The sequence below is a fragment of the Bacteroidota bacterium genome (genome assembly GCA_018831055.1).
Lineage (GTDB): Bacteria > Bacteroidota > Bacteroidia > Bacteroidales > B18-G4 > M55B132.
Window position 1 is genome coordinate 1 of the sequence record JAHJRE010000019.1, and the last position, 7282, is coordinate 7282.

The 7282-nt window shown below is 44.5% G+C and carries 8 protein-coding genes; 4 read left to right on the top strand and 4 right to left on the bottom strand.

Going from position 1 to position 7282, the window contains the following annotated elements; translation table 11 throughout:
* Positions 1-4: 4 nt before the first annotated feature.
* The 4 genes from KKA81_01480 to KKA81_01495 all read right to left on the bottom strand — a co-directional run bounded on the left by KKA81_01480 (position 5) and on the right by KKA81_01495 (position 2605).
* Positions 5-304 (bottom strand): transcriptional regulator, encoded by a 300-nt coding sequence (locus KKA81_01480; GenBank protein ID MBU2649579.1) that lies wholly within the window; start codon positions 302-304, stop codon positions 5-7.
* On the bottom strand, positions 305-880 hold the full coding sequence (locus KKA81_01485; protein MBU2649580.1) for a hypothetical protein: 576 nt from the start codon (positions 878-880) through the stop codon (positions 305-307).
* Entirely contained in the window at positions 873-1049 is a 177-nt protein-coding gene (locus KKA81_01490; GenBank protein MBU2649581.1) for a hypothetical protein, read from the bottom strand. The genes KKA81_01485 and KKA81_01490 overlap by 8 nt, the downstream gene beginning before the upstream one ends.
* A gap of 572 nt (positions 1050-1621) precedes the next feature.
* On the bottom strand, positions 1622-2605 hold the full coding sequence (locus tag KKA81_01495; GenBank protein MBU2649582.1) for a T9SS type A sorting domain-containing protein: 984 nt from the start codon (positions 2603-2605) through the stop codon (positions 1622-1624).
* Between the two features lie 147 nt (positions 2606-2752).
* Between KKA81_01495 and KKA81_01500 the strand changes: the two genes are divergently transcribed.
* From KKA81_01500 to KKA81_01515, 4 genes are all read left to right on the top strand, one after another.
* The gene (locus tag KKA81_01500) at positions 2753-3844 is read left to right on the top strand and encodes an alkaline phosphatase (GenBank protein MBU2649583.1); all 1092 of its coding nucleotides are present in this window, start codon (positions 2753-2755) and stop codon (positions 3842-3844) included.
* Between the two features lie 223 nt (positions 3845-4067).
* Entirely contained in the window at positions 4068-4850 is a 783-nt protein-coding gene (locus KKA81_01505; GenBank protein ID MBU2649584.1) for an AMP nucleosidase, read from the top strand.
* A gap of 191 nt (positions 4851-5041) precedes the next feature.
* Positions 5042-6367, top strand: a complete 1326-nt coding sequence (locus KKA81_01510) for a TolC family protein (GenBank protein ID MBU2649585.1) — start codon at positions 5042-5044, stop codon at positions 6365-6367.
* Between the two features lie 23 nt (positions 6368-6390).
* The coding region (locus tag KKA81_01515; protein MBU2649586.1) for an efflux RND transporter periplasmic adaptor subunit at positions 6391-7282 on the top strand (892 nt) is incomplete at its 3' end.

Consider the following 7282-nt stretch of genomic DNA (forward strand, 5'->3'; position numbering starts at 1 on the left):
GAGTCTATTCACCTCTACCCGTATTAAGGTAACCGGAAATAGCCTTAACATAGTTCTCAAAAGCCTCAATACCTTTCTTCGTAATTTTACAGGTAGTCAAGGGATAATTATTGCGGAACGACTTCTTCACGGAGATATATCCCCCCTCCTTCAGTTTCGAGATCTGCACACTGAGGTTGCCCCGGGTTGCCCCGCTTGATTCCAATAAATGACTAAACTCTGCCGACTCATTGCTGATCAGTACCGACATAATACTTAGTCTCAACTGGTTATGCAACAATGGATCAAGTTCCTGAAATCCCATTTATTTCCTGTATTTTAAAATATAACCAGGGATCAGATAAGCGATCACTATGGCCAGTGCCGTTAACAGCAACTGGGAGTCGCGTTCAACAAAAAACGCAGCCCCTCCAAGTATCCATCCCATCAACCCGCCAATGATTAGTGGCCGAAACCGCATGATCCCTCCCGAAACAAAGGTACACATGCTGAACAATATGACAATCAACGGGTTCATCACTTCGAAAGAAATAAATCCGTAAAAAGTCATAAACAGTAATAAAATGAGGGTAAACGTGAATGACCACCAGAGATAGATAAGCATGGAATCCAGGTAGGTCCTGACCATGGCTCTTTTACCCAACCGGATACCATAAACAATGGAAACGATCATTCCTGAAATCATGAGCACCGGCCATCCGATAAAAAAATACCTGAAACCGGTATAGTTTTGCAGGAAATAATGCAGCAAACTGGCAATTAATACCAGCCAGCCCCATAACAAATAAAAGAATCCGTTGTCGCGGATATTGTTCTTTGCATTTTCGATGGTCTCGATTATGACCTTCAGGCCGGCTTTTTCGTCAAATGTCTCATTCATGGCTCATCTTGTTTTGTTTTTTATTCATTCTTATGATTGCGTTCAAAACGAATCCGGTTCCCATTCCCAGGAACATTCCCGGGATAAAATACCCGGTCAGGTAACCAATCCCCATGCCGATGAACATTGCCCCGGCAATAAGGGTACCGCTGTTAATGTTTTCTTTCATAATAACTAATTTATAAATAACTTTGCAAATATAAATTAGTTTATTCTATAAACCTAATTTTTTACAAAATATTTTTTAATTCAGGAATAGTGATGAACTTCCCGGCTAAAGCAAACTGAAAATTTGAAGAGTAATAAAAGCTTTAAGATGATTAAGGCTCTCATCTCCATCCCGTATGATGGAAACCCTTCCATCCGGAAAGATACAAACGATAAGCTAAATCATAGCCTCATTCCTCCAGGAAGGGAAATCGTGGATTTTTCTGCGATGAAGTAGTTATTGAATGATTTATGCTTCGCGCAGAGTTTTTTCGCGCAGAGGCGCAGGGGATGAGAGTGGTGAGAATGGACAGTTTTTTTCGCGCAGAGGCGCAGAGTAAGAAAGAGAAACAAAGGGCTTTTCCCGAAATAATTCCACCTCTCTGCGGTCGCACAAATTTTCTGTTTAAACAATATAATCCTCTGCACCTCTGCGCGAAAAAAAATATTTCTGCGCGAAAAATTAAAATCAAGAATGAAATTTATCTAAAAGGAAACCCCGTAATGCACAAGTTCCTTTATCGATGAGCACTGTTACCTTGTTATCGAAAGCCTCGAAACTTTAATTCCATTTCTGACAATATATACTCCTTCAGGAAGTATGGAAATATCGATGCGGCGGTCGGCTGCCTTTTCATCAAATCGTTGAACCAGTGCAGTTTTCCCGTCTATTCCAATGATCTCCACCATTCCGCTTACCTCGCCAACAGTAATACTCTCCCTGGCCGGATTGGGATAGACCCCAAGTCTTATTTCCTCAACGTTATTGCTGAAAATACCTGCAATATTGTTCACCATATCTGTTTTTCCTGCCTGCAGTACTTCTTTCGTAACGGCATCCTGGAGAATGGCAAGTGCATACATTTGGTCCATATTCCATTCTGTATCTATTGCAATGCTTAAAGAAATAATTACCGAATCCCCATTTGCCGGCAGGTCGATCATCATACCTTCAACCGGTGTAAAAGCCTTCCTGAAAACATCGTGATGCTGGGTTTCTCCATTGGGAGCCGCAAAAGGAAGTATCTCTTCGGCATATGCTAAAAAGATTTTTGCATTTGATAAGCTATGTGCTGCTACAGCTTTTACAGTTACATCCACCCTCACACTGTCTCCTCCCAAACGGGTTTCGCTTGTGTACAGGGAGTATGGGCTGGTCTGGGATTCGTAGGGACTAAAAAGTGCAGGATCACTGAAATTGATACCGGCAGATTTGGCTTCCCCTTGTATTACCAGCCTGGGCGTTGCCCCGTAAATGCCGTAATAATTAGTTCTTCCGTCATTCTCCCCGGGATTATGCAAATGCAACCAGCAATTCTGGTAAGGTGAACCGGGATGTATGGCAAGGTGCAAAACATCCGGATTGTTATTCAGGTTTTCATATAAGCCAGGATTCTTACTGGCGCATACCCCACAACGGGTATTGGTAAAATGTTCGACAACGATTTTTTTCGGTACCTGCGAGAAAACCGATGAAACCATTACCGCAAATAAAATAGTAAGGATATTTCTATACATAGTTTTTCAGTTTTATTATTAACAGAATATTAATTTTAATGACTCTTTTGAACTCAACAAGATTAATCCTGTTTAGTTCGATAAGCATTTGTTAATTTTGTCGAAATAATCTGTGAAACCTTACAAAAACAACAAAATATTTTTACAATGAAAAAGACTTTATTTTTCGTCCTGTTGATTGGTGTCTTTTTTGCAGGATGTCAACAGCACTCGCAAACAACTCAAAAACAGGAAAAACCTGCCAAAAATATTATCCTCCTGATTGGTGACGGTATGGGTACCTCTCAGGTTTTCGCAGGGATCACAGCCAATAAGGGGAAACTAAACATTGAACGTTTTAACGATATTGGTTTTTCCAGGACTCAATCGGCAAGCGACTACATTACCGACTCAGGTGCCGGTGGTACAGCCATAGCGGTGGGGGTAAAAACATACAACGGTGCTATCGGAGTGAATACCGATACTGTCCCTGTTAAGTCTATCCTGGAATATGCTGAAGATGCCGACAAAGCCACCGGACTGGTTGCTACAAGCACCATTACCCACGCTACACCGGCTTCTTTCTCCGCACATCAAAAGAGCCGGCATATGTATGAGGAGATTGCCGGAGACATTGTAAACAACGACATAGAAGTATTCATCGGTGGCGGATTAAAGCATTTCAAGGAGAGAAAAGACAGCGTTGATCTGACCAATACCCTCCTGGAAAAAGGATATACCATGGTATACAAACAGGAACTCATACCTACCGTTACCGAAGGCAAACTGGCCGGGTTGCTTTATGAGGAAGCTCCTCCGAAGTTTTCCGAGGGCCGTGGTGATATGCTCCCTCTGTCTTCGGCTAAAGCTATTGAATTACTAAACCAGGATGCGAACGGATTCTTCCTGATGATTGAAGGTTCCCAGATCGATTGGGGCGGACATGCCAACGATGCTCAATATATTGTTGATGAGATGCTTGATTTCGACAAGGCAGTTGGTATCGCTCTTGATTTTGCCGAAAAAGACGGAAATACCCTCGTAATTGTCACTGCCGACCATGAAACCGGTGGTATGGGCCTTAACGGTGGCGACTTTACAACAGGAATGGTAGAAGGGGGATTTACCACAGATAACCACACCGGCGTTATGGTACCGGTATTTGCTTACGGTCCTCAATCAGACCTTTTCCGCGGAATCTACGAAAATACCGCCCTGTTCGACAAGATGATGCAGGCGTTTGGCTTTGAAAAGAAGTAGGGTTTTGTTACTTTTGTGGGGAAAGGGAACTGGGAAGTGGGAACTGGGGGACTGGGGACTGGGAGCTGGTTGACAGGTTGCAAGGAACAGGTTACAGGGGGCTGGGGACTGGGAGCTGGGGACTGGGGTACGGGGAGATGGTTGCAGGTTGCAAGGAACAAGGGTTCTGGATTGCTGGGAACTAAATTAGCCATATAACCCTATAACCATATAACCCTATAATTTGAAAACAAAACAAGAGATCATCGAGAACTGGTTGCCGCGCTATACCGGTATGCCGCTTGAATCGTTCGGGGAGTATATCCTGTTGACCAACTTCATGGATTACCTGGAGCATTTTGCCAGGCTTCACAAGGTGGAAATTGTTGGAGAGAAGCGTCCTATGCCCAGCGCAACCGCCGATAACATCACCATGATCAAGTTTGGCATGGGCAGCGCCAATGCTGCAACCATCATGGACCTCCTGGGAGCAGTATCACCCAAAGCCTGCCTCTTCCTGGGCAAATGCGGCGGGCTGAAAAAGAAAAACCAGCTTGGCGACCTTATCCTCCCCATTGCTGCCATTCGTGGCGAAGGTACCTCTAACGATTACTTCCCGATTGAAGTCCCGGCCCTCCCCGCGTTTAATATGCAAAAGGCTATCTCAACCACCATCCGTGATCATGGCAAAGATTACTGGACAGGCACTGTTTATACCACCAACCGCCGTGTCTGGGAATACGACGACAAATTCAAGAAATACCTTCGCCGTACCCGTGCCATGGCCATCGACCTGGAAACAGCCACCATCTTCATGGTTGGCTTTGCCAACAAGATCCCAACCGGCGCTCTGCTCCTCGTCACCGACCAGCCTATGATCAGTACCGGAGTTAAAACCGATAAAAGCGACCAGGATGTTACCACCAATTATGTACTGGAACACCTTCAGATCGGTGTGGATTCACTCAAACAGATCATCAATAAAGGAGAAACGGTGAAGCATTTGTACTTTGATTATATTAAGTGAAATGGAATAAGGGTGCTGGGTGCTGGGTACTGGGTACCCTGTGCCTTGAACCCAGCCCCCCAGCCCCCAGCCCCCCAGCCCCCTTCATCATCAAATCCCTCCTCTTCTTCCCGGTTTTTTCCCCGAACGTCGATTAAACTTTCCGGGGCCTTCCTGCCATAATACTTTTGAAGCAAAAAACACTTCAAAAGATGAAAAGAATACTTTTTTTAACCTTAATTACAATCAATTTGACCATGATCCTGACAGCACAGGATCTTTCCGGTTCCTGGAGTCTTAACCGCTGTATTGATTATGCCAGGGAAAACAATATCCAGGTACAGCAAGCAAGGTTGGGGATACAGGAAAACGAAGCCTATTTTAAACAGGCAAAGGCAGAAAGGCTGCCCGGATTGAGTGCCCAGGCAACACAGTCGTTTACTTCGGATAAAACTTTGAATCCCCTTTCCGGGAATTATGAAAACCAGGATTATCACTATGGCAATTATTCCTTAGGAACTGATGTGATCTTGTTTAATGGTTTCAGGATCAATAATAATATCAGTCAGAAAGAGCTTTCACTACAATCGTCGGAACTGGCTGTGCAGGTTACACAGAATAATATTGAAATTGCCGTTACTCAGGCATACCTGGCTATTCTGTATGCTAATGAATCAGTCAAACAGGCACAGCAAACCCTTGAAGGATCCGAAGTCCAACTGGAATGGGCCAAAAACCATTATGAGGCAGGCTCAATAGCGGAAGCGGATTTTGCTCAGATACGCTCGCAATATATCACCGACCGATACTCGCTTACAGTAGCTGAGAATGAATTCAGCAGGTTTGTGCTTCAATTAAAACAGTTGCTTGAACTGGGTATTGACCAGGAATTGAAACTTGATTTTCCTGAAGTACCGGATGAACAAGTACAAAAGGCCATTCCCGGTAAAACCGAAGTGTATTCACAGGCCCTGCAGATAATGCCTGAAGTGAAATCCGGTGATTTAGGTATCGATATAGCAGATCTTGAATACCGTAAATCCGGTGCGAATTTCCTTCCGAGTTTATCTATGAGTGCAAGCATCGGTACAGGATATAACACCATCTCCACGGATTCATACAGCCTGCAGCTTGATCATGGGTTGAATGAATATATAGGACTGAAGCTGAATATACCGATTTTCTCGAACCGGACAAACAAGACCGTGAAGGAATTAGCCAGGATCAACATTGATCAGAGCCGGCTGAACCTTGAAAATACGAGGAAAGACCTACTGGAATCCGTTGAGCAGGCTTACCTGGACGCTGTCACCTCCCGTAGCCGTTTCGAGGCTGCCGGTGAGCAACTAAATGCTTCCGAACTCAGCTATAAGCTAACAGAAGAGCAATACAGCCTGGGACTGAAGAACACGGTTGATCTGATCACCGAGAAAAATAAATACCTCCTGGCCCAACAGGAATATTTACAGGCAAAATACAGTGCCATACTGAACTATAAACTCCTGGATTTTTATCAGGGTAAAGAAATACAATTATAAACGATTATTAAATTTTGAAAATCATGAAGACAAGAAAGAAACTTATTATCACCGCGATCATTATCCTTCTTGCAGTGGCTGTTTCCTGGCTGCTATTGGGAACAAAGCCCGGAACCGGGGTCAGCATTGAGACTGTTACGGTTACAAAGGGAGTTATATCCGGTACCATTACGGCCACCGGGACCCTGGAGCCTATTACACAGGTTGAAGTGGGTACACAGGTCTCGGGTGTGATCCAAAAAATCTGTGTGGATTATAATTCCGTCGTAAGCAAAGGCCAGCTACTCGCCGAACTCGATAAAAGCCTTTTGCAGGCTCAGGTTGCCGAGGTGAAAGCAGGGTTGGCGTCGGCAGAGAATGACCTGGACTTTCAGAAGAAGAACCATGCCAGGTTCAAACAGCTTTATGAAAAGAAAACCATCAGTGATGCGGATTATGAAAATGCTTTTTATGCATACGTAAATGCTCAGGCCAATGTCGACCGGTACAAAGCCGAACTGATCCGCGCCCAGGCTAACCTCGATTATGCCTCCATCTATTCCCCTATTGACGGGGTGGTGCTTTCAAGGGCTGTTGATGAAGGACAAACCGTTGCCGCCAGCTTCAATACGCCTACCCTTTTTACTATTGCCAATGACCTGACACGTATGCAGGTACTGGCAGACGTGGATGAGGCTGATATTGGTCAGGTTAAGGAAGGCCAGAGGGTTTCATTTACCGTGGATGCTTTTCCTGACGATGAATTTGCCGGAACGATAACGCAAGTCCGTCTCGAACCCCATATTAATGCTAATGTGGTTACTTACAGTGTTGTGGTGGAGGCTCCAAACCCCGATCTTAAATTAATGCCCGGACTAACGGCTAGTATAACGGTATATACACTTGAAAAGGAAGATATCGCAGTTATTCCTGCCA

What these genes read in the sequence shown, in the direction of transcription:
- KKA81_01495 (MBU2649582.1), bottom strand. Translation starts at nt 2,605, where the DNA reads ATGTATAGAAATATCCTTACTATTTTATTTGCGGTAATGGTTTCATCG.
- KKA81_01480 (MBU2649579.1), bottom strand. Translation starts at nt 304, where the DNA reads ATGGGATTTCAGGAACTTGATCCATTGTTGCATAACCAGTTGAGACTA.
- KKA81_01490 (MBU2649581.1), bottom strand. Translation starts at nt 1,049, where the DNA reads ATGAAAGAAAACATTAACAGCGGTACCCTTATTGCCGGGGCAATGTTC.
- KKA81_01500 (MBU2649583.1), top strand. Translation starts at nt 2,753, where the DNA reads ATGAAAAAGACTTTATTTTTCGTCCTGTTGATTGGTGTCTTTTTTGCA.
- KKA81_01485 (MBU2649580.1), bottom strand. Translation starts at nt 880, where the DNA reads ATGAATGAGACATTTGACGAAAAAGCCGGCCTGAAGGTCATAATCGAG.
- KKA81_01510 (MBU2649585.1), top strand. Translation starts at nt 5,042, where the DNA reads ATGAAAAGAATACTTTTTTTAACCTTAATTACAATCAATTTGACCATG.